This window comes from Pseudomonas sp. R3-41, from assembly GCF_054161485.1.
Genome location: NZ_CP096421.1, coordinates 4,390,617 through 4,415,177 on the forward strand (window position 1 = coordinate 4,390,617; position 24,561 = coordinate 4,415,177).

The following is a 24,561-nucleotide window of genomic DNA, read 5'->3' on the forward strand; positions in this document are numbered from 1 at the left end:
CTCCCACAAGAGACTGGCGGTGCCCCTGCGGCCCTCGGATTACCAGAACCGCTGCTGGGTCAGGCGGCTCCACCAACTGAGCAGCACACGATCCACCGAACCGCTGGCGGCCATGCCGATGCGTTCCTGCAGGCTTTTTCGTTCGGCGTAGTGCAGGTGGTACAGCTCGGCACCCTTGGCCCGTTCGGCCAGGTACTCGTCGCTGGTTTTCAGCTCGTCCACCAAGCGCTTGTCCAGCGCCGCGACACCCAGCCAGACTTCACCTGTCGCCACTTCATCGATGGCCAATTGCGGACGATAGTTGGACACGAAGTTCTTGAACAGCTCATGGGTGATGTCCAAGTCTTCCTGGAACTTCTCCCGGCCCTTCTCGGTATTTTCGCCGAACACGGTCAACGTGCGTTTGTATTCGCCGGCCGTCAACACTTCGAAATCGATGTCGTGTTTCTTCAGCAGACGGTTGACGTTGGGCAATTGCGCGACGACGCCGATGGAACCCAGGATCGCGAAGGGCGCGCTGATGATCTTCTCGCCGATGCACGCCATCATGTAGCCGCCGCTGGCCGCGACCTTGTCGATACAGACGGTCAGCGGCACGCCGGCCTGACGGATCCGCGCCAGTTGCGACGAGGCCAGGCCGTAGCTGTGGACCATGCCGCCGCCGCTTTCCAGGCGCAATACCACTTCATCCTTCGGCGTCGCCAGGGTCAGCAATGCGGTAATTTCGTGACGCAGGCTCTCGGTGGCCGAGGCCTTGATGTCACCGTCGAAGTCCAGCACGAACACTCGGGGCTTGGTCGCCGGCTTGTCCTTGTTTTTCTTCCCGGCCTTTTCAGCCTTGCCTTCGGCCTTGCGCAGCGTCTTGAGCTGATCCTTGTCCAGCAGCGTCTGTTCCAGGCGCTCGCGCAGCCCCTTGTAGAAATCGTTGAGTTTGCTCACCTGCAACTGGCCGGCCGACTTGCGCCGCCCCTTGCTGCGCAGCGCAGCAAAACTGGCCAGCACCACCAGGATGGCGATCACCAGCGTCACGGTCTTGGCCAGGAAACCGGCGTATTCGATGAAAAACTCCACAGCAACTCCTTAAATGCAATGCGCCACTGAACGCAGGCGCGTAACGGTCCCAGCATACCCATGCGCCTGCGTCGCGACCAGCCAAGAAACCTATGGTTACCTTGACGCGAGCGCGACAGGGCAAGGCTGCAACAGGCATTTCAAACAAGCGTATGTTTTTTCATTGACAGCTCACCGCCATCCCCATAACCTCGCCAAACCTTCAACGTACCGGGATGACGCGGACGTGGGCAGTATCTATCTGATTCGACATGGCCAGGCCTCCTTTGGTGCGGACGACTACGATGTCCTCTCGCCCAATGGCGTACGCCAGGCGCAAGTGCTCGGCGGCCACCTCGCCGAGCTTGGTGTCGTATTCGATCGCTGCCTCTCGGGGGACCTGCGTCGCCAACAGGATACCGCCGTCGGCGCGCTGGGCCAGATGTCTGCCGCCGGCCTGCCGGTCCCCGAGCTGGAAATCGACGCCGCGTTCAACGAGTTCGACGCCGACGCGGTCATTCGTGCCCTGTTGCCAGACATGCTCCCCGAGGAGCCCGAGGCGCTGCATATCCTGCGCAACGCTGCGCAGAACCGCGCCGAGTTCCAGCGCATCTTTGCGCTGATCGTCGAACGCTGGCTCAGCGGCCGGTATGACCCGCCAGGCCTGGAAAGCTGGCTGGGTTTCGTCGAACGGGTCCAGGCGGGCCTGCAGCGCATCCTGGAACAAGCCGACAACAGCCACAAGATCGCCGTGTTCACCTCCGGCGGCACCATCACCGCCCTGCTCCACCTGATCACCCGGATACCGGCCCGACAGGCCTTCGAACTGAACTGGCAAATCGTCAACACCTCGCTCAACCACCTGAAATTCAGGGGCCGCGAGGTGGCCCTGGCTTCCTTCAACAGCCATGCCCACCTGCAACTGTTGAAGGCCCCGGACCTCATCACCTTTCGCTGAGTCCGGATTACTGTAGACCCTTGCTGTACCACCCAAATAAGGATCGAAACCATGACCTCCGTAGCCGACGCCGTACAAGCCATGAAAGCCAAGTTCAACCCTGCCGCTGCTGCCGGCCTGGACCTGGTATTCGGTTTCCGCATCGACGATACCAAGCATTTCTCGCTGGTCGTCAAGGACAGCACCTGCGAACTGTTGGAAGGTGAAAACCCGGACGCCCAGGTGACCCTGGTGATGGACGCCGAAACCCTGGAAGGCATCGTCGACGGCAGCACCGACGGCATGCAAGCGTTCATGGGCGGCAAGCTGCGCACCGAAGGCGACATGATGCTGGCCATGAAACTGTCCGAGCTGTTCCCGGCCTGAGATTGAGTTCGCCCTCTTCGCGAACCTTTCGATTGCAAACGAATCCCGCCCCCGTGGCGGGATTCGTGTTTCTGCCTCCCTGATTTCCCACCGCACACAACCTTGATCCCTGTCAGTTCCCGCTTCACCTGCAACCGCTAACGTAACGCTTCCATCAAGGCCAGGGACGGCTCATCGGCAGCCTGCGCCTGCGCATCTCAAGGAAGAGAGATTCATGCCTCCACTGAAAATCGTTCTGCTGTCCAGCGCCTTCAACGGCCTGACCCAACGCGCCTGGCTGGACCTGCGCGAGGCTGGCTATCGCCCCAGCGTGGTGCTGTTCACCGATGCGGCCTCGGTCTGCCGGCAAATCGAAGAAAGCGACGCCGACCTGGTGATCTGCCCGTTCCTCAAGGACCGTGTACCCAAGCAATTGTGGCGCAACCCACGACGCCCGGTGGTGATCATCCATCCGGGCATTGTTGGTGATCGCGGTGCCAGTGCCCTGGACTGGGCGATCACCCGGCAGCTCGATCGCTGGGGCGTCACCGCCTTGCAGGCGGTGGAGGAAATGGACGCAGGCCCCATCTGGGCCACTCGCGAATTCGACCTGCCCAAGGGCCTGCGCAAATCCGAGCTGTATAACGGCCCGGTCAGCGACGCGGCCATTCATTGCATCCGCGAGGTGGTGAAAAAACACCGCGACGGTTTCGCCCCGGTACCGCTGGACTATGGCCGCCCTGACGTGATCGGGCGCTTGCAACCGAACATGACCCAGGATGATCGCAGCTTCAGCTGGCACGACAGCAGCGTTTTCATCCAGCGCTGCATCGACGCCGCGGACGGTCAACCCGGTGTGCTCGCCAGCCTGGCCGGCGAACAATTCTACCTGTACGACGCCCATCTGGATGTTCGCCATGGCCTGCCCGGCGAACTGTTGGCCGTGCGTGACGATGCAGTGCTGGTGGCAACAGGGGACGCGAGCCTGTGGATCGGCGCCCTGCGCCGCAAACCGCAACCCGGCGAACAGACTTTCAAACGCCCGGCGCGCCATGTCCTGTCGAACCGCCTCGAAGGCGTCCCGGTGCTTGACAGTTCCCTGGCCCGGCAACCGTTCAGCGACGAGCCTTATCAACCCATTCGCTACCGCGAATGCGGCCATGTGGGGGAGCTGACGTTCGAGTTCTACAACGGGGCGATGAGCACGGAGCAATGCCAGCGCCTGGTGGCGGCACTGCGCTGGGCCAAATCCCGGGACACCCAAGTGCTGTTGATTCGTGGTGGACGCGGCAGCTTTTCCAACGGCGTGCACCTGAACGTGATCCAGGCCGCCGCAGAACCCGGCCTGGAAGCCTGGGCCAACATCCAGGCCATCGACGACGTCTGCCTGGAGTTGTTCAGCGCCCGGCAACTGGTGGTCAGCGGCCTGACGGGAAACGCCGGGGCCGGTGGCGTGATGCTGGCGCTGGCCGCCGATATCGTGCTGGCGCGCCACGACATCGTGCTCAATCCCCACTACGCGACCATGGGCTTGTACGGCTCCGAATACTGGACCTACAGCCTGCCCCGCGCGGTGGGTCCGGACATGGCCTGGAAACTCACCCAGGACTGCCTGCCCATCAGCGCCCTGGAGGCATTGCGCTACGGCATGGTCCAGGAGATCGGCCCGCGTTGCCCCGACGAGTTCGGCCTGTGGCTGCTGCAACGGGCCAACCGCGCACTGCTCGATCCGGCCTACGAAAGCATCCGGGTGCGCAAGGCCGAACGCAGCCTGACGGCGATCCAGGCCTGTCGCGATGACGAACTCGCACAAATGCGCCGCGACATGGTGGACGATCGCCACGGCTTCGCCGACAAGTGCCGTCGTTTCGTCTTCAAGCACAAGGCCTGCCGTACACCCGAACGCCTGGTCGCACCTTGGGCACGGGCGGCACAACCCCAAGCCGTCGAATAACAGCCGGCTTCGAGACCATACTGCTCACTCAAGAACAACGATGCCCCTGTGGCGAGGGAGCTTGCTCCCGCTGGGCTGTGGGAGCAAAGCTTGCTCGCGAAACAGACGCCTCGATTCCGCGAGACCGCATCGCCTCCATCGCGGGCGAGCCTTGCTCCCACACAGCGGGAGCAAGCTCCTTCGCCACAGATCAGGCATGAACAGTACGAAGGTATCGGGAAGGCCTGGCAGCTCTTACAATGCCCGCTTCCCCCGCATCGGCCTGACCATGGACATCGACCTCGCCCGCACCTTCCTGGAAATCGTCCGCCACGGCAGTCTCGCCGCAGCGGCCGAGAAGCTGCACGTGACCCAGACGGCGATCACCGCCCGGGTCCAGAAGCTCGAAAGCCAGCTCGGCTGCGCGCTGTTCGTGCGCAACCGCGCCGGCGCGCGCTTGACCACCGACGGCGAGGCCTTCGTGGTCTACGCCAACCAGCTCGTGCAAACCTGGGAAGCGGCCCGCCGGGACCTGCCATTGCCCGAGGGCTATCGCAACGTCTTGCACCTGGGTGGCGAGGTCAGCCTGTGCAACCCGTTGATGCTGGCCTGGGCTGGAGCACTGCGCGAGAAAATTCCCGGCCATGCCTTGCGCATGGACATCCGCGACGGCGAAAAGCTGCTGCAGCAATTGGAACTGGGGCTGCTGGATGCGGCGGTGGTCTATCAACCCGAATACTGGCCGCGCTTGCAAGTGGAACAATTGCTGGAAGAAAAACTCATCCTGGTGCGCCTGGCCGCCCGTCCCGACCCCTACGTGTACATCGATTGGGGCGCGGATTTCCGACGCCAACACGACACCGCGCTACCGGACAAGGCCAAGGCCGCGGTGACTTTCAACCTCGGTCCCCTGGCCCTGCAATACATCCTCGAAAAGGGTGGCAGCGGCTACTTCCGCACACGGGTCGTGCAGAGCTACCTGGACAGCGGCATCCTGGAGCGGGTGCCCAAGGCGCCGGAGTTCAACTACCCGACCTACCTGGTGTATTCCCGCGATCGAGACTCAGCGGCGTTGCAGCAGGCGTTCGAAGTGCTGCGGGAGATCGTCAGGACCGGCAGCGACTGGTCCCAGCGCTGGGATCCATTGACCTGAGGGGTTATGAGGCAAGGCCTGGGATCTGGCGTGGTCCCGCTTTGTAGGAGCTGGCGAAGCCTGCGATCTTTTGATCTTGATTTTGATCCTTCACTAGAAACTCAAATGTCAGGAGAAAGATCGCAGCCTCGTTGCACTCGACAGCTCCTACACAGCGCCTACAGTCGCAGCCTAGCGGGAGCAAGCTCCCTAACCACAAGAAAGCCCTCGGCAGATTGCTGCCTGGGCTACCTCTGCATCCGCGCGGCGATCTGGTCCTTGATCTGAAGCCGTTCCTTCTTGAGTGTCTCCAGTGCATCGTCGGGCATTACGGCCGGGGGGCTCTCGGCCTTCACGACCTTGGCATCAAGTTTGGAATATTGCTTGATCAACGCATCGAGACTTTCATCCTCGCGGCGTTTTTTCAGGATGTCTTCTTCTGTGCACTTCAGATCCTGACAAAGATCATGGGACACCGGCATGGAGCACCTCCTTTGTTGGTTCGGTGGCAAGTGCTTTTCATGGCACTGCCTGTCACCAGCATGGCCTTGCCGGTCGGGTTCTGTCGACCGCCAATCCGACCAGCGGTGACCGTTCGTCGTACCGTCGCGCATTGCGATCAAACCTTTGCCAACGCACCGCTCTCCATTGATCAGTGACCACAAGAATCACTTGTACAACCTGTGTGGAGACTTACCTATGGACAGATTTACCCTGCGTCAACTCGGCCTGGCAGTTGCCCTGAGTACCAGCATGGGCATGGCATGGGCCGCGACTTCAAATGACTTTGTCGACAACGCGGCGGCCGGTGGCATTGCGGAAATCGAAACCAGCAAGCTGGCCTTGCAAAAAAGTCAATCGGCGGACATCAAGGCGTTCGCCAACAAGATGATCACCGACCATACCAAGGCCAATGAAGAGCTGAAGGCGCTGGCTCAGAAACATGACATCCAGGTACCCGACGACACCACGTTGATGAAAAAAGCCAAGGCGAAGATTCTCGACGTGCGCGATGAGTCTTTTGATCCAGCCTTCGCCAACAACCAGGTCAAGGCCCACGAAGAAACCATCGAACTGTTCAAGAAAGAAGCCAACACCGTTACCGACGACAAGAAAGCTGGCAACACCGAACTCAAGGCGTTCGCCCAGAAGATGCTGCCGGACCTGCAACATCACCTGGATGAAGCCAAGAAACTTCAGGCTGCTCACCCAAGCAAGTAACGGCAAGCCCGTCCCTTGAGCCGCCATAGGGCTCGCTCAAGAAAAAACGGCGCTTCTTCCAATAGAGGAAGGCGCCGTTTTTGTATCTCGAATTCTTATCAGGCCTGAAGCCCCTTGCGAGCCACCGCGGCACCGGCCTGCAACGCCCTCCCCACCTGCTCTTCGAAATCCCCCTGGCTCATCACCTGCAAGGCTGCGGCCGTAACGCCCCGATAAGCCACCAAGGCGTCGATCATCTGCTGGGGGTCACGATTGGCCAACAGTTGACTGCTGTTGACCACGACATTTTTTGCGGCCATCTGCGCGATGTCGCCAGGTATGCCGGCCAGCATCGCCTGACGGGCCAGGGCCGTCATCAGCAAGGCCGGAAAAGCCGGGCCGGTGCCCGAGAGCGCAGAGAGGTAATCGATGAAGTCCTCTTGCTGGACTTCTGCCGCGGTGCCTACGCATTCGAACACACGCTGCACCAGGTTTTTCGTTGCCGCTCCTACCCCGGTCGAACAATACCAAGGCGTAAAGGACTGCTCGATTTCCACCGCCGCGTTGGGCATCGCCCGCACGATCGCTGAAGCTGACGTCTGCGCTGCAATCATCTGGGCCGTAATCCCGGCCATCAATGAAATCACGATTTTGCCCGTCGCATCGATGCCCAGGCTGGCGAAATGCTCGGGGCGCACCGCGATGATCACGACGTCGCTGCGATCCACCAACCGTTGGTTGTCCGTGACCAGGCGAGCGCCTTGCTCAGCCAACGGATGGTTGCCGGAGCGATTGGAAATGATCAGGTTCCCCGCCGGCACCAGTCCCTTGGCCAGGACCGCCCTGGCAATCGCGCCACCCAACCAGCCGGTGCCGCCAATGATCCCCAAGGTTTTATTGATCATCGGCATTGCCTTCGAAAGTGTCCGTCAACGGAACGAAGACCCCGGGCTCTTTTTCGGCATAGCCGAACTTCCCGTAGAAACGATCCAGCTCACGCTGCTTGGGGACCTTGCCGGTAAAAATGCTCACGTAATGCGGGATGCGCTGGAAGCGCACGGTGATCAGCTCAGTGGTGTTCATGGTGATGTAGCCGATCTGCGTCAGGTAGATCGTTCGGGCCCGTGCATCAGCGCCTTGAGTGTCGTAGCCGAAGCGCTTGAACATGCTCGCCAGGGCATTCATGCGCTGCTCGTCCACCACCGCCACCTCCTGGGCCACTTCAGCGGACTGAAGCGCCCAACTGCGCACGGCGAATTCGAATTGCGAGTCGAACAATTGCGGATTTAGCCAGCACTCGAACACATTCAGGATCGCCTCGGAAATGCTTTCGGCATAGCTTTCACTTTGCCGTATGAGTCCCCCTGTATTGGTCTCCCGCCAACGCGACAGCAACGCCGCCAGCAGTTGCTCGCGATCCTCGAAAAACCAGTAGAAGCTGGTGCGTGACAAGCCCAGGCGCTTGGCCAGCGGCATGACCCGCACCGCATCGATGCCCGACTCCTTGAGGGCCTCATAGGCCGCTTCCAGCCAACCCTCCGGCGAGCCCCGCCAGCCTGCGTCCTGGGCCTTGCCACGTGCCTTTCCTACCTGGGGCATCCTGCATACCTTCTTCAATCATGCGTAGCACGAATGTACTTGGATGACCGCTGAATGTACACCAAAGTACATTTAATCGACTTTTTGGCCCAGAAGTGGCGAATCATTGATGATAAAAACTCATGAGGCACTGATTTAAAATGGTTTGTCAGCCAAAGGCACCTGGATAACTATCTCCCATAGGCAACGGACTCCAAACCAAAACAACAACGAGCCGCCATTATGAATCTTGCAGTGCACTCCTTTGGAAAACCCTCGACATCCGGCCAAAGAAAGCCGGGGCGACTGGCGTTGTCACACGCTTCTTCTGTTACCCCTTCCCTGCCCAACCTTCGATAACTGCTGACGCGACGCCTCGCGCAGTCGTTTTGCGTTGCCTGCGAACCTGGCACGCGAAGCGGCGCCCGGGCGGTTGCTGGCATGCGGTTTCTTTCCATCAACCGGATCAGTGATATGTGGATGACACAAGAGAAGCTTCCCCTGGGCGAACACATCGCCCGGTATGTCGAATGGTTGACTCAACATGGCGCCGGTATTTTCGACGCCATCTCGCTGTCGCTGTCGGGTGTGATCACCGCGTTTACCACCGCACTCCTGTGGTTCAACCCCTTGGCGTTGATCGCTGTTTTCGCCCTGCTCGCCTACTACATCCAACGCAAGGTGAGCCTCACCCTCTTTGTCACCTTCGCCTTCCTGCTGATCTTCAACCTCGGTTACTGGCAGGAGACCATGGAAACCCTCGCCCAAGTGACCTTCGCCACACTCGTTTGCGTGGTCATCGGTGTACCGCTGGGCATTGTTGCCGCGCACAAACCGATGTTCTACACACTGATGCGTCCGGTACTCGATCTGATGCAGACCGTACCGACCTTCGTTTACCTCATTCCTACGCTGACACTCTTCGGTCTGGGTGTGGTCCCGGGCCTGATCTCAACGGTGGTATTCGCCATCGCCGCCCCCATTCGCCTGACCTACCTGGGCATCCGCGATGTCCCGGAAGAACTGATGGATGCCGGCAAGGCCTTCGGCTGTTCGCGCCGCCAATTATTGGCGCGCATCGAACTGCCCCACGCCATGCCCAGCATCGCCGCCGGCATCACCCAAAGCATCATGCTGTCACTGTCCATGGTGGTGATCGCCGCCCTCGTGGGCGCCGACGGGCTTGGCAAGCCGGTGGTCAATGCGCTGAACACCGCCGATATCTCGATGGGTTTCGAAGCGGGTCTTGCCATCGTGCTGCTGGCGATCACGCTCGACCGCATCTGCAAGCAACGTGAAACCCTGAAAAGAGGTGACGTATGAGCATCATCCGTTTTGAAGACGTCGACGTCATCTTCGCCGCTCGCCCGAAACCTGCCCTGGATCTGCTCGACCAAGGCTTTTCCCGTCCGGAGATTCTTCAGAAAACCGGTTTGATCGTCGGCGTGGAGAAAGCCAACCTGGCGATCAACAAAGGTGAGATCTGCGTGCTGATGGGCCTGTCCGGCTCCGGCAAGTCCAGCCTGCTGCGCTGCATCAACGGGCTGAACACCGTCAGTCGCGGCAAACTGTTCGTCGAACACCAAGGCCGGCAGATCGACATCGCCGTTTGCACCCCCGCCGAGCTGAAAATGATGCGCACCCAACGCATCGCCATGGTGTTCCAGAAGTTCGCCCTGATGCCCTGGCTGACAGTGCGCGAGAACATCAGCTTCGGCCTGGAAATGCAGGGCCGCCCGGAAAAGGAACGGCGCAAGCTGGTGGATGAAAAACTCGAGCTGGTGGGCTTGACCCAATGGCGCAATAAAAAACCCCATGAGCTGTCCGGCGGCATGCAGCAACGGGTCGGCCTGGCCCGCGCCCTGGCGATGGACGCCGACATCCTGCTGATGGACGAACCCTTCTCCGCCCTCGACCCACTGATCCGCCAAGGCTTGCAGGATGAGTTGCTCGACCTGCAGCGCAAGCTGCACAAGACCATCGTGTTCGTCAGCCATGACCTGGACGAAGCCCTGAAGCTGGGCACGCGCATCGCCATCATGAAAGACGGCAAGATCATCCAGTACAGCAAGCCTGAAGAGATCGTACTGAACCCGGCCGACGACTACGTGCGCAACTTCGTCGCCCACACCAATCCGTTGAATGTGCTGTGCGCGAAAAGCTTGATGACCCCGCTGGGCCAGTGCGTTTTCGCCCGCGACGAATATTGCCTGGATACGGCTCGAAACCTGTGGATGGTGGTCACTGCGCAGCGTCATTTGAGCAGCGTGCGAAAAGGCGCCACGACCGCACACGTCCAATCCTGGAATCCGACCCAGGCAATCGGGACCTTGGCTCGGCAACCGACGTGCGTGCCGCCGACCACTACCATGCGCGACGCCCTGCAGATCCGCTACGAAACCGGCCACCCCCTCATCGTGCAGGAACAGGCCGGTACCGTCCTGGGCATCGTGGGCGACGGTGAACTGTATCGGGCACTGCTGGGGCATAACCTGTCGCGGCCCGTGCCTTCCGCCCCCCTAAAAGAATTTTCGCTGGCTTGATGCGCCAGTCAACGGCTTTGCCCCCACCGCCACTACCCCGTTTGAGTTTGAGCGAGATCGGAAAATGACCCTTAATACCTTGAAAACCCATCGTGCACTTCTGACCGACCGCACTCCCGGTCATGGCATGCCGGGTGGTTTGTTTGGTCGCCAGGATGTTTTTGAAACCGACGTCGAGATCTTTTTCACCCAGCATTGGATTCTGGTGGGGGTCACCAGCGACGTCCCCGAACCCGGTGATGTCTCCACCCTCGATATCGGCAAGTCATCCATCCTCCTGGTGCGCGACGATGACGAGCAGGTGCAGGCCTTTCGCAATGTCTGCCGGCACCGCGGGGCTCGCTTGAAGCAGGCCGGCAAGTCGACGGTGGGCATGCTGGTCTGCCCCTACCACCAGTGGACGTACGACCTCGACGGTAGCCTGAAACATGCAGCGCACATGGGGCAGGCCTTCGACCCAAAGTGCAAAAGCCTGATTCCCGTGCACACTCGGGTTATCGGCACCCATGTCTTCGTCTGCCTGGGCGACGAACCGCCAGAAGACATCCAGTACCTCGATCAGGTCATGACACCGCGTTTCGCTCAATATGACATCGCCCGTTCAAAAATCGCCTTCGAATCGGAAATCATCGAGAACGGCAATTGGAAACTGGTGATCGAGAATAACCGCGAGTGTTATCACTGCGCAGCCACTCACCCGGAATTGACCGCCTCGTTCCTGCCCGAAGATTTCGGTTTCTGCACCGATGGCCTGGGGGAGGACTCACTCCAGGCGCTGGCGGAGTATCACCGCCGCAATGCCGAGACCAAGGCCAACTGGGAGCGCGAAGGTTATATCTGCGAGGCCGTCGAACATCTAGGTGAAAACGCCGTGACCCAGTTCCGCTCGCAGCGGCTGGCCATTGCCGGCAACGGCGAATCCCAGACCCTGGACACCCGTGTGGCGTGCACCCGGCTGTTCGGCGACCTCACTCGCCGCGACTTGGGCGACATGCATTTCTGGACCCACAACTCGTGGACCCATGTCATGAGCGACCACGCCGTGGTTTCCTACATCATTCCGTTGGCGCCCGACAAGACCCTGGTGCGCAGCAAATGGCTGGTCCATGCCGACGCGGTCGAAGGCGTCGACTACCACTTGGATAAGCTGACCGAAGTCTGGGTCGCGACCAACCTGCAGGACGCCAGCCTCGTCGGCATCACCCACAGCGGCACCCAGGATCCGGCCTACACGCCCGGGCCGTTCTCGGCCTTTACCGAAACCTATGTCGACCAGTTCTCGCGCTGGTACGCGGCGCGCCTCGCCGCCCACGGCGTGTGAGGAATGAACATGACGACTTACGAACACCTGACGCGCCCTGGAAACGCCAGCGCGGTCCAGCGTTTCACTGACCCGACCACCTGGGGCACGTTCGGTGCGCAGTGGCACAGCGGCGAGCAGAAAACCCTGCAATGCTGCGCCGTGCGCCAGGAGACCCACGATGTCAGGACGTTCATTTTTCGCTGTGCCGACTTCAGCGCCCTGAGTTTCGAGCCCGGTCAATTCATCACGATCTCGCCGGTCATTGGCGGGCAAACCATTGCCCGCTGCTACACCCTGTCGTCCTCCCCGACCCGGCCCTTTGCCTTTTCCATCACCGTCAAGCGCGTACCGGGGGGCGTGGTGTCGAACTGGCTGCATGACAACCTCAAGCCCGGCGATAGCCTGAAGGCGTCCGGCCCAGCGGGCAGCTTTACGCCGGTCGGCCATCCGGCCAACAAGTTGTTGTACCTGTCCGCCGGCTCCGGCGTGACGCCGTTGATGTCGATGACCCGGGCCGCCTGCGACATGGCTGGCAACCTCGATATCGTATTCGTGCACAGCGCCCGCACGCCCACCGACATCATCTTCCATGGGGAATTGACGCACATGCAGGCAGCCATGCCGGGGCTGCGGGTCATCAGTATTTGCGAAGGGCTTGGCGACACCACGCAATGGCAGCAACCGATAGGCCGGCTCGACTTGTCGTTGCTGAGCCAGCAAGTGCCGGACTACAAGGAGCGGGAGATCTTCACCTGTGGTCCCCAGGGGTACATGGAAGCGGTCAAGTCGCTGCTCAGGGAAGCGGCGTTCGATTTCGCCCACTACCATCAGGAAAGCTTCGACATTGCCGCACTGAATGAGCAACCGTTGCTTGAGCAGGCCGCTTCGCTCGATCAACCAGCCGAGTTCACGGTGACCCTGTCGCGCTCCGGCAAGACATTCAGCATGCCGGCCAATCAGACCGTGCTGTCCGCCGCCAAGAAAGCCGGCGCCATCGTGCCCTCCTCCTGCAGCCAGGGCGTGTGTGGTACCTGCAAGACCGCCCTGCTCCAGGGCACGGTGGACATGAACCACAACGGCGGCATCCGGCAGCGGGAAATCGACAAGGGCCTGCGTTTGCTGTGCTGCAGCAAGCCCACTTCCGACCTGGTCCTTGATCTTTAGCCGTTCCTCGCTAATTAGGTAGTCACTGCACGCCGGCTTCTGCACAATCTCTGTGCGCCTAACACTGATAAGACTGAAGCCTGATGAAACTGCAACCCTTGCCGCCCCTCAACAGCCTGGTGGCGTTCGAGGCCGCCGCCCGCCACTTGAGCTTCACCATGGCGGCACGGGAACTGAACGTCACCCAAGGCGCCATCAGCCGCCAGGTACGCTTGCTCGAAGATTACCTGGGCACGGCGCTGTTCACCCGCACGACCCGGGAGATCAACCTCACCGCCACCGGCAGCCAGTATTACGAAAGCGTGCGCGACACGCTGCTGCACATCGCCCAGGCCACCGCGGGCATACGCCATTGGCAAGGTGCGCAGCAAGTCACGGTGGTCACCAGCACGGCGATGGCGTCGCTATGGCTGCTGCCGCTGGTGTCGCAGTTCCAGCGCCAGAACGAGGAGATTGACCTGCGCATCATCGCGACGGATCAAGTCAGTGATTTTTCCCGGCTCGACTGTGACCTGGCGCTGTATTACTGCAGCACGCCGCCAACCAACATGAAAGTCACACCGCTGTTCAACGAAGAGATTTTCCCGGTGTGCAGCCCCGCTTATCTGGCGCAACACCCGGAAATCGAGACACTGGAGCAATTGGGTGGATGCACCTGGTTGTGGCTGGAAGACCAGCACAGTGACTGGATTGGCTGGAAAGAATGGTTCCAGCGCCTTGGCTACCCAGCGCCAGAACCTCGACGGCGCATCAATATCAACAGCTACGCCATGCTGATCCAATCGGCCCTGGCTGGCCAAGGGATCGCCCTGGCGTGGTCGGGCCTGCTCAGCAATCACCTGCAAACCGGCAACCTGGTGCGGCCAACGCACGCCATCCTGCGCACCGACGCGCAGTTCTGCCTGCTGGAACCCCAAGGCCGGGCCCCGAACAGACAAAGCGTCAACCGCTTCCGCCAGTGGCTGATGGCCCATCTGGCAGAAACGGTCGACGCTTGATGGGCCGGGCGATCTAGCCGATTTTCACGTTCATGGTGATGCGCGCCGTAAAGACCTTTATCCCCGCCTCGTCGAAGATCTCGACCGGGACAATCTTGTCGCCCGAAGTCTGCCAGTCGATATCGCTACCGTCGGCAATCGCGTGGATGGACGTCTTGGCCTTGGCCAGGTATTCGACAGTCATGCCTTTGGGAATCCAGCGAGCGCCACTGGGGATGGACACCTCGGTCATCATGCCGCCGGCCAGCTCTGCCGCGTTACACAGTGCGATGGCGTGAACGGACGCCAGGTGATTGGTGATTTCCTTGCGAAACGGCACCTTCACTTCGCCGCGACCGGGGGCCAACACCGAAATTTCCGGGTTGATGGTGCCGAAGTACGGGGCCATCTGGCAGGCCATATTGCTGAACGCGGACGGACCGACGCTTTGGTACATGCTGAGAGTCTGGCTCATGGGGTATCTCTGGTCAGGTGGGCTTGAGTCATGAACAGAACATCACTCCATTACAGAATATTGCTCTGTTACAGAACAATATTCTGTAATCTGCCGCCCTGTCAATCGCTCGTGCCAAGCCTCCGTTTCAATTAACATGGCCCCTTTTTGCCTGGGCCGAAAAATGGAACCTGTCGATCTCCTCGAGCGCTGTTACCCAGGGCGTCGTGCCGAGTCCAAGCGGCATATCCTTCGATGTGCCTTGGCGCTGTTCAACCAACAGGGCATCGAAGCGACCACCATCGATATCATCCGTGCCGAAAGCGAGATGAGCGTGGGGGCCATTTATCACCATTTCGAGAACAAGGAAGGCTTGGTCGCGGCGTTGTACATGACCGCCCTGGACGATCAGGCGCGGCTCAGGGACAGCTACCTCGGCGCTGTCACGTCGACCCGGGAGTGGGTGCATGCCCTGGTGTTCAGCTATGTGGATTGGGTGGTCAGCCAACCCGATTGGGCACGGTTCCAGTACCAGGCGCGCTTTGCGGTCGCGCGCAGCAGCTTCAACGAGCGGCTGGCCGAGGCGAATCTGGCCAGGAACGCCGAACTGAAGAAATGGTTCAGTGACCCGGCCCACCAGCAGGATCTGCAGGACCTGCCTTTCGAGCTGATTCCCTCACTGATCATCGGCTCGGCAGAAAGCTACTGCCGCGCCTGGCTCTCCGGCCGCGTCAAACGCAGCCCTGAAGGCTACCGGCAGCAGTTGGCCGAGGCCGCCTGGCGTGCCGTTGGCATGCACGCCGGCACCTCGTCCTGAAGGTTCCGAGCCACCCGAACAGATTCATTGCATAGCGGCCCAGCCCTAGTGGCCTGTGTGGCTAATTCGTGCACTCAAATTAACCGTACAGGCCACTAGTTGCGCGCCGTCGGCATGGCACGATGGCCGAAACTGGTCGATGGCCGCGAACCTGCTATCTTTGAAACAAACCTGAGTAGTTGCGATCCCATACGTATCCAGGTTTGTACAGGGAGTAACGAAGTTTGGAAGCAGTGGAACTGCTCGCTGTTGATGAATGGGCAACATCATGTCTACGTGGCGATTGTGATGTGATCATCGTCAACTACAACGCCGGTGAGCTTTTGCTGGCGAGTGTAGGGTCGGCCTTTGCCGCCGGGGCTTCCCGCGTGATCGTGGTGGATAACAACTCCCACGATGACAGCCTGGTGCAGTTGGAGCGAATCCACCCTGCCGGCGACTCGCTTCAGATCGTCCGAAATACCGCCAACCTCGGCTTCGCCGTGGCGTGCAATCAAGGTGCTCGCCTGTCTGCGGCCCCCAACGTTTTTTTCTTGAACCCGGACACCGAACTGGCCGCCAATGCCATGGACCGCATGCTGCAGGCACTGCGCAGCTCGCCCGAAATCGGCATGGTCGGAGGTTTCCTGTGCAATCCGGACGGCAGCGAGCAAGCCGGTGGACGCCGGGTGTTTCCAACGCCCAGACGCGCCTTCATGCGAGCTTTCGGGCTTTCGCGACTCTCGACGCTTTTCCCATCGCTGTTATCCGATTTTTTATTGCATAAGGAACCGCTACCCAGTGCCCCCACTGTCGTTGAAGCCATCTCCGGTGCTTGCATGCTGGTCAAGCGTGAAGCGATCGAGAGCGTCGGGCTGTGGGACGAAGACTATTTCCTTCATTGCGAGGACCTGGACTGGTGCATGCGCTTCCATCAGGCCGGCTGGCGCGTACTGTTCGTGCCGGATGCCCGGGTAATGCATGTGTTCGGCGGTTGCAGTCGCGATCGACCTTATTTCGTCGAATGGCACAAACACTTGGGGTTCCTGCGTTTCTATCGCAAGTTTTTCCGCCGTAAATACCCTGCCATCCTGTGGATCAGCGTGGTGATGGGAGTCTGGTTTCGATTCAGCCTGGTGGTCCTTCGCCACGCCACGACCCGGCTTAAGCATGCATGGGACCTTCGATAATTGCGTCTAGGCATATTGGGCGGCACCAGCCTCCTGGGCGAGCGCGTCCTGCCATTGCTGGCCCAAGCCGGTCACTCGACGAGCGCCTTTGCCCGAAGCTTGCCCAGCGTGTCCTGCCCCGGCGTCACCTGGCGAAAGGCTGACGACTGGCACGGACTGGCGCTGGACACCTTCCTGTCATTCGCGCCCCTCTGGGTGCTGCCCGACTATCTGGAGCGCCTTGCCAGCACCCAGGTCAAACGTGTTGTTGTCCTCTCCTCCACCAGCCGCTTTGCCAAGCACGCATCGCGCCCGACGCTCGGGAACGGGACGTGGCGCAACGCTTGATACGTGCTGAAGAACAGCTTGAGCAGTGGGCGGTCGAACGGCAAATCGAATGGATAATCCTGCGTCCGACCCTGATCTATGGCTATGGCCGTGACAAGAACATTTCGGAAATCGCGCGGTTCATTCAACGCTTCGGATTTTTCCCGCTTATCGCTGGCGGTACCGGGTTGCGCCAGCCGGTGCATGGGGATGACGTCATCCAGGCGTGCCTGTCCGCCGTGAGCACGCCTGACCTGCCCAGTGGCGCCTATAACCTCTCGGGGGGAGAGGTCCTGCCTTATTGCACCATGGTCAGGCGCATATTCCAGGCCATGGGACGCCCGGAGCGAACACTGCCCCTCCCTGCCCCGGTATTGAGCCGGGCCGTTTCGATCATGCGCTGCCTGCCACGCTACCGACATCTTTCCAGCGCGCTGGTGGGGCGGATGAAAGAGGATCTGGTGTTCGATCATTCCCACGCCAGTGATCGACTTGGCTTTGCGCCCAGGGCGTTTCAACTGATGGATGAGGACTTGCCTGGGCGCAGAGGCTGCTGACGGCGGTGGGTCAGCTGCAGGGATGTTGAGTTGGCGGGCCTCATCGCGAGCAAGCCCGCTCCCACAGGGGAACTGGGTGCATATGAATTTTGTGCCTACCGAGAATCCAATGTGGGAGCGGGCTTGCTCGCGATAGCGGTGTGTCAGTCAATGAAAATGCTTGAGATGGACTCTTCGCGAGCAAGCCCGCTCCCACAGGGGGACTGGGTGCATATGAATTTTGTGCCTACCGAGAATCCAATGTGGGAGCGGGCTTGCTCGCGATAGCGGTGTGTCAGTCAATGAAGATGCTGGACTCTTCGCGAGCAAGCTCCCACAGGGGGACTGGGTGCATATGAATTTTGTGCCTACCGAGAATCCAATGTGGGAGCGAGCCTGCTCGCGATGGCGGCATGACCGTCGACGAGGATGTTGAAGGTAATGGCCCTGTGACGGCCTAACCCTTGTCCCCCGCCTCGTTGCGGTGAACATGGGCTTGCCAAGCGCCCCATTTGCTTTCGAAGTACGCCTGGTTCTTGTCCCAGAGGGCCTGGTACTCGCCACTGGCGATCAGCTTCCTGAACGAGGCCTGCCCGTAGTGATGGATAAACGCATCTTCGGCGCAGACCGTCCGATAGCCGGCCGCCTGCACGCGACGGCTGTAGTCGTCGTCCTCGAACATCCCGATCCCGAATGCCTCATCCAGATACCCCACTTCCTCGAGGACGCTGCGGCGAAAGGCGACACAAAACATCGCCAGCATCGAGATATCGAACGAGCGTCCCTTTCGGGCTTCGGTGTAGCGGCCTGCAAAGTCTTGCATCTGTTGAATGTCGGTATAGGAAACCTCGATTTTCGCTTCGTTGCCAACCGCATTCGTGACCGGCCCGACCAAGCCGATACTCGGATCCCGCACATGCCTGACCAGCGGGTCCAGCCAGCCGTCAGGCACGACCGTATCGTTGTTGAGCAGCAGCAGGACGTCACCATCGGCTTCGCGCAAACCCTGGTTGTTCGCCGCGGCAAAGCCCCGGTTGTCCGGGTTCAGGATGATCTTCGCGCTCGGCACCGCTTGGCGCAGGCGTTCAAGATAATCACCTGTCCCATCGTCCGAGCCATTGTCGACAACGATGAGCTCGTAATGGGGCCAGGTGGTGTTACGCAGAATGCTGTTGACGCATTGAATGGTCAGGTTGAGGTTGTTGTACGTCACGACCACGATGGAGACTTTTTCGTACAGGCCGACGATAGCCCGGTGCATGCTATCGAATCGATCCTTCCAATCATTGGCCCGGGCCAGCTCCACGCGCCGTTTGTACAGGGCCAGGTCGCGTTCGGCCAAGGCACGCTCGATCTGCTGGAGGAACTCATCGACCCCAGTGGCGAAGTACAGCAGGTCTTTATAAATGCTCATCTCCGTCAGTGGCGTGGAGATCACCGGCTTGCCTGCGCTGATGTACTCGTAGAACTTCACCGGATCAACCGCATGCGTCACGTTGTAGAGCCTGAAGGGAATCAGGCAGGCATCGAAATGATCCAGGTAAAGCGGCATTTGCGAGTACGGCTTGTGGCCCAACAGCTGCACATTGGGCTTGTGCTCGAGGCCCGCCAGATCCTCGACGAAAATGTCCCCCACCAGGACGAAGTTCCACGCTGGCCGCCGGTCCGCCAGCGCCGCCAGCAACGGATAATCAAGCCACTGGGCCAGGGCGCCGTAGTAACCAATGACAGGCCCGACAAGCCCGCTCAACACATCATTGGTAAAACAGTGCTGCCGGAAAAAAGCGAAATCCACCGCGTTTCGGACCAACACACAGCGTGGGTTGTAGGCACACCATTTTTCGTAAAGCAACGCGGCGGAAACGGTCACCAGGTCGGCCTGGGCAATCAGGGTCTTTTCCTCGCTCAGCAACTGTTCGCCGATGTTCGGAAAGCCATCCCAGTCATCCATGCAGTCGTAGTGAATGCGCCAGCCATGCACGGCGCGCAGGCTGAGTGCCACCGGGCTCCAGTAGGCGATATGCACCACCGAGAGGGCGGTCCTGATCTGCATGTCGGCAACCAACGCAGTAAGGGCTCGCAGCAAGGCTTGATGATTCTCAGGCGTCACGATCTTTTCGTAATACGCCGCTTGCGCGTCGCGCTGCAAGGCCACTTCAAAGACATTGGGCGCCACCGACGCCAATCGATAGAGCTGCCCCTGCTCCGGCACAACGGAGGGGACGATGTAAAACACTCGATAACCATTGTTCGCAAACTGGCTCATCAACTGCTGCGGTCGCTGAAAGCGCGCGGCCCACTCGATGTTGGCGAAGCAGAGAATATCCAGGCGTACTTTCGTGGCGAAATCAGGCGCCACCGCAACGTTCGGCAACGGCTCCGGTGCTGCCGGGTAGACGATTGCCGCGGCCGTTTCGGGAAATTCCCGGGTGGCGGCAAAACCATAACGCATCACCCGGAACAGTGAGCGCAGGGGGCGGGTGAAACGCCACGAACGGGTGTTTTGCAGGAAGTCGACTTTCGCCAGGGCGATATCGCGCTCGTTGATGGCCGCATCCCGTTGAGCCAAGGCGGCATCGCGGTCGATCAGGGCGCTGTCGAGTTTAAGCACGGGGGTACCCATGCAGCGGCGTGCTGTCACCCGGCGGCCACATGGAACTGACGGAGCCCGGCCGGTAGAACGTTGCCGTCAGGCTGCGGCGGGAAGATTGGCAGCCACTCACCACGGGGGTGACGGCATGCCATGAATGGTCCGAGCGCACCAGGATCGCCGAATTGCCCACCAACGGCTCGATCTCGGCCGCCACGGCGGTGGGATCATTGCGGTGCAGGATGGTCAGGCAGCCGCCGTCGTTGCGGTCCCAGGACTCATTGAAATACAGGATATGGGTGACCAGTTTGTCGGGCAGGTCCGGATGGGCTCCCAGGCTCGCACCGGGGCCGTAATGAAAGACGTTGACCTCCATCGGCACACTGCGCAGATCGATCCCGCTCAGCTCCGACATGGCCTCTCGATAGGCGGCCGAGCCGAGGTCCAGTGCCAGTCGCAACCACGCCTCGCTCAGTTCTTCGGGAAACGCGATGGTAGGGGTGCCCATGCTTACCAGGGCCCGCGCCTCATAGTCATAGTTTTTCTCGCCACCGTAACCACTCACCGTCTTGAAGTGATCGTGAGGAAAGGTTGCCGCCAACGCGGCGGCATCCTCGGTCGAATACAGATTGCCGATTTCAGCCCATGAGAACGGATGGGCCTTTAGCGCCGCTGGCGTGAGACGAGAGAGATCTAGCATTGTGGGTTCTTGTTCGCTGTCAGGTTTCGGATACCACGGGCGATGGAACGCAGTGGTGCGGTCATTCGAAATGAATTGGAGTTCTGCAACTCAAGCATCCTGGCGTCACTGAGGGCCAGTTGCTGGCTGAGCTGGACAATCCGTTGCTGCTGGGCGAACTCCTGCACTGCAAGGTTTTGTGCCGGTTCGATGATGGCCGGCTCTGGCACGACGGGGCTTGCCGGCCGTTCAGTCGACACGGGGTCACGGCCCTCGGCTGCGGCTTCAAGCAGATTGGGCAGATGCTGTAGAAACGCTCCCAACACCGGCTGGGACGCTGTTTTACCCTGGCGAATGATCGCCGCGACCCGGTCCCAATGCTCGACCAACTGATCCGCCGCCGCACGCGCCGCGGGCGATGGACAGGTCTTGCCCACGCGGGCGAGCAACCATTGCGGATCGATCGTCGCCACGTCCGGCAAGGCGTGGAGCGAGTCGAACCCCGCCAGCGCCGTGTATTTGCCCGTGGTCAGGTCCGCCGAGCAAAACACCGGGACGCCAAACGCCAAAGCGGTGATCGCCAGGTGGTAGCTATGGCCGATGACCGCTTGGGCCTGGCTGAGAATTTCCGCCATCAGCAATGGCTCTGGCCAGAACGACAAGGTAACGGCCCCCGGCAGGCGCCCGGCAATGACCGACGGATCGTCCCCAAGGACGGGGCCAATCGGCACCACCAGGAACTGATAGCCCTGGAATGCCTCGGCGTGGTCTTCGAACAGTTTTATAAAGGATTCCACCACGTGAATGGCGTGGATCACGATGTAGGGCCCGGTCAGCCCGGCCTGTTCGCGCAGGCCAATGAACTCGGCCGAGGGTTGCTGCTCATCGATCAGGCGCGGCAAGCCAAACGCGGTATCGGGCAGCACTTCGATCTCGGCCTGTTGAGTCAGCGTGGCGAGGGAATCGCGCGACAGTGCATCGCGCACGCGCACGTACTGGCTCTGCTCAAGGGTCATTTTCAATAGCGGCCTGGCCCAGTCGGGAATATCGTTGCAATGCATCCCGGGGGCATTCCACATGACCGGGACCGCGTGTTGCAGCGCGATTAGCGCAGGGGTCAGCCAATAACCGGTGGGGTGGTGGATATCGGCGGTTGTCGGACCATAGCCGTGGGCAACGACTTTATCGAAGCGGATCAGGAAACCACCGCCGATCAAGACCCCATCCAGGCTCGCCGCGACATGGGGCAACTCCGTCAGCGATGTCACTGCATAAGGCCATTGCAGTCGGGTTTTCCCGTGGTAGGAAAACCGATGCAGGTTGACAGAACCCAAGCGCCGGGTCAGCTCCGCCTCGGCGATGATCGGAAACAGCAGATCGCCGTAGTTCTCCACGTCAAAGGTGCCGAATATGGCGACCTGCCACGTGCGCGTGTCCGGGTGCTCCGTCAAAACCTGTTCTCCTTGAGCGGCGCAGACCTCGGGAGGCGGTTCAACCGGCCGAGGGTCGATCCGCTGTAACCCCAGGTCAACCATGCCCAAGAAGTTCTTGTGGTTCGGCAACATGTCGAACGCCAAGGGCGCCACCTGCTTTTCGATCAATTGCGAGGTGTCTTCCGTCGCGCCGTGCAACAGCTTGAGCGTGACATGATAGCGCCCCTCGGCGAGGTTGGCCGGGAAGCGCACCGTGATCGCCGCATGCCGCCAGCCGTTTTCGGGCGGGCTGGGTTGCAGTGCGAAGTTGCCCCCGCCGATCACCAGCAGCCTGGCCTCCTGGATAGTGAAGCTGATGTTCGGCTGCGTGATCGATTCATGCAGCAACGCCTCGACGCGAATCTCGATATCGTCCCCATACAGGTAGCTGGACGAAAGTTGCTGGGTGTTGGTGAAGCAGGCAGCGCTGATGTGCCCCTCGTCGGTCCCGAAGGCCATCCCCTCCTGCCCGCCCATGAATGACTTGCGCGTCACCGGTATCACGCCGCCACTGGCCCAGCGACGTTGCTCGTCCCGCATGTCGAGCAAGTGCAGCTCGGCCATTTCATCGGGCGAGCCGCTGGCCACGACCCGGCCTGCGCGCAGGTAGATGACCCGGTGGCAGAAGCGCTTGACCATGCTCATGTCATGGGAGACGAACAGCAGCGTCGTGCCTTTGGCAGCCAGCTCTTCCAGCCGGTTCAGGCATTTGAATTGAAAAGAGGCATCACCAACGGAAAGGGCCTCGTCGACGATCAGGATCTCCGGTTCGACACAGACCGAAACGGCGAAGGCCAACCGTACCAGCATCCCGCTGGAATAGATCTTGGTGGGCTGGTCGATGAAGTCGCCGATATTGGCGAAGGCGATGATGTCATCGAAGCGAGCGTCGATTTCCGAGCGATCCAAGCCCAGCACCGCCGCATTCACATAGACGTTTTCGCGACCGGTGAACTCCGGGTTGAAACCAGACCCCAGCTCGAGCAACGCCGCAATCCGACCATTGCCCTGGACACTGCCCCGGGTCGGCATCAACGTCCCGCAGATCAGTTGCAACAAAGTGGACTTGCCACTGCCGTTACGGCCGATGATACCGACGGTCTCCCCCCTCGCGATGGTCAGGGAAACATCGTCCAGGGCCCAGAACTCGCGATAGAACCGCTTCCTGCCGCGCACCAGCATCTGCAATAGACGGTCCTTGGGCGCATCATAAATCTGATAACACTTGCTCAGGTTTTCGGCACGGATGGCCACTTCAAACGACATCGACAAAACCCTTCCATGAATCACGGCCATTATTGCGGCGCTACTCAATCAGTCCTTCGCTGGGCACTGCGGATGAGTTAAGCACAGATGGGGAAAAAAACTTCGAATGAACCTGCACGTGGTCTACCCTCCAATGAGGACGCGACACAGGGAGCATCCGAATTTTGCCTTAAGGATCAAGCACCAATGCAGTCGTTCAGCACGTCCCCCATCGCCATGATCAAGAGTGTCCTGGTCAATCGAATCCTGATCTACGTATTGATCCGCAGAGAAGTCATCGGGCGCTACAAGGGTTCGATGCTCGGCGTCTTGTGGTCGTTCTTCACTCCGGTTTTCATGCTGGTGGTCTACACATTCGTGTTCAGCGTCGTCTTCAAGGCCCGCTGGTCGGGCGGCGGTGAATCCAAGAGCGAATTCGCCCTGGTGCTGTTCGCGGGCCTGTTGGTCTTCAACCTGTTTTCCGAATGCGTGAGCCGTGCGCCGGGCCTGGTGCTGGCCAATACCAACTACGTCAAGAAGATCGTGTTCCCACTGGAAACCCTACCCCTGGTGTCGCTCGGCGCAGCGCTGTTCCACATGGCTGTCAGCGTCCTGGCCTGGCTGATCTTTTATATCGTCCTGTTCGGAACGCCACCGGTAACCGCCCTTCTATTGCCATTGGTGCTTTTCCCCTTGGTGCTGATGACGCTGGGGCTCTCCTGGTTTCTCGCCTCGATCAGCGTCTACCTGCGTGATATCGGCCAGTTCATCGGCATCATCATCACGGCGATGCTGTTTCTCTCGCCGATTTTCTATCCCCTCTCGACGCTTCCGCAGGGCTATCAGGCCGCGTTGCAGGCAAACCCACTGACGCTGCCGGTGGAAATGGTTCGCGATGTGCTGTTCTGGGGCCGGCCGCCGCAATGGGCCTACCTGGCGGCTTATTCGGCCATTTCCGTGCTGATTGCCTGCGCCGGGTTTGCCTGGTTCCAGCGGACCCGCAAAGGCTTTGCCGACGTCATCTGACACTGTTGCATGGCGCCCCGCCCAGTACCCGCTATGCTGATTCATGCCACGGCGGGGAGCCTGGCTGGTGATTGACGCACACAT

At 60.4% G+C, this 24,561-nt stretch carries 24 protein-coding genes and 1 pseudogene; 16 read left to right on the forward strand and 9 right to left on the reverse strand.

Going from position 1 to position 24,561, the window contains the following annotated elements:
- Nucleotides 1-39: 39 nt before the first annotated feature.
- A complete protein-coding gene (sohB, locus tag M1D99_RS18715; protein ID WP_186706673.1) occupies nt 40-1,071 on the reverse strand; it encodes a protease SohB in 1,032 nt (343 codons plus the stop codon).
- 226 nt (nt 1,072-1,297) lie between these two features.
- Here sohB and M1D99_RS18720 point away from each other — a divergent pair, with 226 nt between their 5' ends.
- The 4 genes from M1D99_RS18720 (at nt 1,298) to M1D99_RS18735 (ending at nt 5,439) form a co-directional block, all read left to right on the forward strand.
- Nucleotides 1,298-2,008, forward strand: coding sequence for a histidine phosphatase family protein (locus M1D99_RS18720; protein ID WP_434570993.1), 711 nt, complete (start codon nt 1,298-1,300; stop codon nt 2,006-2,008).
- Between the two features lie 51 nt (nt 2,009-2,059).
- A complete protein-coding gene (locus M1D99_RS18725) occupies nt 2,060-2,374 on the forward strand; it encodes an SCP2 sterol-binding domain-containing protein (RefSeq protein WP_186706671.1) in 315 nt (104 codons plus the stop codon).
- Between the two features lie 214 nt (nt 2,375-2,588).
- Complete coding sequence (locus M1D99_RS18730; RefSeq protein ID WP_458130587.1) at nt 2,589-4,307, forward strand: hydrogenase maturation protein; 1,719 nt, start codon at nt 2,589-2,591, stop codon at nt 4,305-4,307.
- Between the two features lie 268 nt (nt 4,308-4,575).
- Complete coding sequence (locus M1D99_RS18735) at nt 4,576-5,439, forward strand: LysR family transcriptional regulator (protein WP_458132152.1); 864 nt, start codon at nt 4,576-4,578, stop codon at nt 5,437-5,439.
- A 227-nt stretch (nt 5,440-5,666) separates the two neighbouring features.
- Here the strand turns inward: M1D99_RS18735 and M1D99_RS18740 are convergent, their stop codons facing one another.
- Nucleotides 5,667-5,900, reverse strand: a complete 234-nt coding sequence (locus M1D99_RS18740) for a YdcH family protein (protein ID WP_186706669.1) — start codon at nt 5,898-5,900, stop codon at nt 5,667-5,669.
- A gap of 39 nt (nt 5,901-5,939) precedes the next feature.
- On the opposite strand from M1D99_RS18740, the gene M1D99_RS18745 reads away from it, so the two are divergent.
- Together M1D99_RS18745 and M1D99_RS18750 are read left to right on the forward strand one after the other, a co-directional pair.
- Entirely contained in the window at nt 5,940-6,077 is a 138-nt protein-coding gene (locus M1D99_RS18745) for a hypothetical protein (protein WP_458130588.1), read from the forward strand.
- Nucleotides 6,078-6,117: 40 nt separating this feature from the next.
- A complete protein-coding gene (locus M1D99_RS18750; RefSeq protein ID WP_458130589.1) occupies nt 6,118-6,639 on the forward strand; it encodes a DUF4142 domain-containing protein in 522 nt (173 codons plus the stop codon).
- Between the two features lie 98 nt (nt 6,640-6,737).
- On the opposite strand, the gene M1D99_RS18755 is transcribed toward M1D99_RS18750, so the two are convergent.
- Together M1D99_RS18755 and M1D99_RS18760 are read right to left on the reverse strand one after the other, a co-directional pair.
- On the reverse strand, nt 6,738-7,523 hold the full coding sequence (locus M1D99_RS18755; RefSeq protein WP_434570999.1) for a pyrroline-5-carboxylate reductase family protein: 786 nt from the start codon (nt 7,521-7,523) through the stop codon (nt 6,738-6,740).
- Complete coding sequence (locus tag M1D99_RS18760; protein ID WP_186706666.1) at nt 7,513-8,217, reverse strand: TetR/AcrR family transcriptional regulator; 705 nt, start codon at nt 8,215-8,217, stop codon at nt 7,513-7,515. Before M1D99_RS18760 ends, M1D99_RS18755 begins: the two co-directional genes overlap by 11 nt.
- Nucleotides 8,218-8,670: 453 nt before the next feature.
- Between M1D99_RS18760 and choW the strand changes: the two genes are divergently transcribed.
- The 5 genes from choW (at nt 8,671) to M1D99_RS18785 (ending at nt 14,204) form a co-directional block, all read left to right on the forward strand.
- Nucleotides 8,671-9,519, forward strand: coding sequence for a choline ABC transporter permease subunit (gene choW, locus M1D99_RS18765; protein WP_434576551.1), 849 nt, complete (start codon nt 8,671-8,673; stop codon nt 9,517-9,519).
- Entirely contained in the window at nt 9,516-10,739 is a 1,224-nt protein-coding gene (gene choV, locus M1D99_RS18770) for a choline ABC transporter ATP-binding protein (protein ID WP_434571001.1), read from the forward strand. Before choW ends, choV begins: the two co-directional genes overlap by 4 nt.
- 64 nt (nt 10,740-10,803) lie before the next feature.
- Nucleotides 10,804-12,060 carry an aromatic ring-hydroxylating oxygenase subunit alpha gene (locus M1D99_RS18775; RefSeq protein WP_434571003.1) on the forward strand — a complete coding sequence of 419 codons (1,257 nt, stop codon included), beginning with the start codon at nt 10,804-10,806 and terminating at the stop codon, nt 12,058-12,060.
- A 9-nt stretch (nt 12,061-12,069) separates the two neighbouring features.
- Entirely contained in the window at nt 12,070-13,206 is a 1,137-nt protein-coding gene (locus M1D99_RS18780; RefSeq protein ID WP_434571005.1) for an FAD-binding oxidoreductase, read from the forward strand.
- A gap of 83 nt (nt 13,207-13,289) precedes the next feature.
- Nucleotides 13,290-14,204 (forward strand): LysR substrate-binding domain-containing protein, encoded by a 915-nt coding sequence (locus tag M1D99_RS18785; protein WP_434571007.1) that lies wholly within the window; start codon nt 13,290-13,292, stop codon nt 14,202-14,204.
- 13 nt (nt 14,205-14,217) lie between these two features.
- Here the strand turns inward: M1D99_RS18785 and M1D99_RS18790 are convergent, their stop codons facing one another.
- Nucleotides 14,218-14,658, reverse strand: coding sequence for a hotdog fold domain-containing protein (locus tag M1D99_RS18790; RefSeq protein ID WP_186706660.1), 441 nt, complete (start codon nt 14,656-14,658; stop codon nt 14,218-14,220).
- Between the two features lie 163 nt (nt 14,659-14,821).
- Between M1D99_RS18790 and M1D99_RS18795 the strand changes: the two genes are divergently transcribed.
- The 4 genes from M1D99_RS18795 (at nt 14,822) to M1D99_RS18810 (ending at nt 17,486) form a co-directional block, all read left to right on the forward strand.
- Complete coding sequence (locus M1D99_RS18795) at nt 14,822-15,454, forward strand: TetR/AcrR family transcriptional regulator (RefSeq protein ID WP_186706659.1); 633 nt, start codon at nt 14,822-14,824, stop codon at nt 15,452-15,454.
- Nucleotides 15,455-15,744: 290 nt separating this feature from the next.
- On the forward strand, nt 15,745-16,623 hold the full coding sequence (locus tag M1D99_RS18800; protein ID WP_434571009.1) for a glycosyltransferase family 2 protein: 879 nt from the start codon (nt 15,745-15,747) through the stop codon (nt 16,621-16,623).
- A complete protein-coding gene (locus tag M1D99_RS18805; protein ID WP_458130590.1) occupies nt 16,624-16,950 on the forward strand; it encodes a hypothetical protein in 327 nt (108 codons plus the stop codon).
- On the forward strand, nt 16,935-17,486 hold the full coding sequence (locus M1D99_RS18810; RefSeq protein ID WP_458130591.1) for an NAD-dependent epimerase/dehydratase family protein: 552 nt from the start codon (nt 16,935-16,937) through the stop codon (nt 17,484-17,486). Before M1D99_RS18805 ends, M1D99_RS18810 begins: the two co-directional genes overlap by 16 nt.
- A gap of 436 nt (nt 17,487-17,922) precedes the next feature.
- Here M1D99_RS18810 and M1D99_RS18815 read toward each other — a convergent pair whose 3' ends face one another.
- From M1D99_RS18815 to M1D99_RS18830, 4 genes and pseudogenes are all read right to left on the reverse strand, one after another.
- Nucleotides 17,923-20,076, reverse strand: coding sequence for a glycosyltransferase (locus M1D99_RS18815; protein ID WP_434576554.1), 2,154 nt, complete (start codon nt 20,074-20,076; stop codon nt 17,923-17,925).
- A complete protein-coding gene (locus M1D99_RS18820; protein WP_458130592.1) occupies nt 20,069-20,755 on the reverse strand; it encodes a 2OG-Fe(II) oxygenase in 687 nt (228 codons plus the stop codon). The genes M1D99_RS18815 and M1D99_RS18820 overlap by 8 nt, the downstream gene beginning before the upstream one ends.
- Nucleotides 20,749-22,269: a polysaccharide pyruvyl transferase family protein gene (locus tag M1D99_RS18825; protein ID WP_458132153.1), complete on the reverse strand. Its 1,521-nt coding sequence runs from the start codon at nt 22,267-22,269 to the stop codon at nt 20,749-20,751. The genes M1D99_RS18820 and M1D99_RS18825 overlap by 7 nt, the downstream gene beginning before the upstream one ends.
- A pseudogene (locus M1D99_RS18830) lies at nt 22,249-23,472 on the reverse strand (ABC transporter ATP-binding protein); the annotation flags it as partial. The gene M1D99_RS18825 and the pseudogene M1D99_RS18830, both read right to left, overlap by 21 nt.
- A gap of 186 nt (nt 23,473-23,658) precedes the next feature.
- Here M1D99_RS18830 and M1D99_RS18835 point away from each other — a divergent pair.
- Nucleotides 23,659-24,477, forward strand: a complete 819-nt coding sequence (locus tag M1D99_RS18835; protein ID WP_434571015.1) for an ABC transporter permease — start codon at nt 23,659-23,661, stop codon at nt 24,475-24,477.
- Nucleotides 24,478-24,561 lie beyond the last annotated feature (84 nt).